The sequence below is a fragment of the Symbiopectobacterium sp. genome, from assembly GCF_051710365.1.
Lineage (GTDB): Bacteria > Pseudomonadota > Gammaproteobacteria > Enterobacterales > Enterobacteriaceae > Symbiopectobacterium.
Map to the genome: position 1 here is coordinate 1 of NZ_JBPETA010000399.1, position 724 is coordinate 724.

1 pseudogene is annotated in these 724 nt (G+C 48.5%); it reads left to right on the forward strand.

The annotated features are described in order from the left end of the window. Positions 1-138: 138 nt before the first annotated feature. Positions 139-600 (forward strand): annotated as a pseudogene (locus ACTBDZ_RS18290) (ABC transporter permease); the annotation flags it as partial. Positions 601-724: the final 124 nt, after the last annotated feature.

A 724-nucleotide genomic window follows, 5' to 3' on the forward strand; every position in this document is an offset into this window, starting at 1 on the left:
AACGGTTGGTAACAAGGGCTCAATGATTGCCCATGCTTCATCAGAAAGATCGTAGCGAGCCATAATCCAAAGTGTCGTAGAAACAGATGGATACTATAGCTCAAGCAATTAAGGGACACAGCCTAAGAAAGGCTTGGTATGTCACGACGCATTTCTCCCGTCATTCCTGGTTTTGGCCTTACCTTAGGGTTTAGCCTCAGTTACTTGATTTTGATTGTGTTGATCCCGTTGGCGGGCATGTTTGTCTACGCCAGTCAGCTTACACTCACGCAATTCTGGACGTTGATCACCAGCCGTCAGGTGCTGTTTTCACTGCAACTCTCTTTTGGCACGGCGCTGGCGGCGGCTTTTGTCAATGGCATTCTGGGAACCTTACTGGCCTGGGTGTTGGTGCGCTATCAGTTTCCGGGGCGCAAAGTGATCGATGCCATGATCGACATGCCTTTTGCGCTGCCCACTGCGGTGGCGGGGATTGCACTTACGGCGCTGTATGCGCCAATTGGGCTGATTGGTGGACTGTTTCCTTTCAAGATTGTCTACACCAGCTTGGGTATTACGCTGGCGTTGATCTTTGTCACCCTGCCCTTTGTGGTGAGAACGGGCTTTGTTGAATAAATAGAAAGTTTGGGTAATCATCGGAACAGATCACCATAGTTGTTTCAAAATCAGGTCTCCATGGCAAAACAAAATTTTAAAATCACTAACTGGCCCTCCTATAACAAGG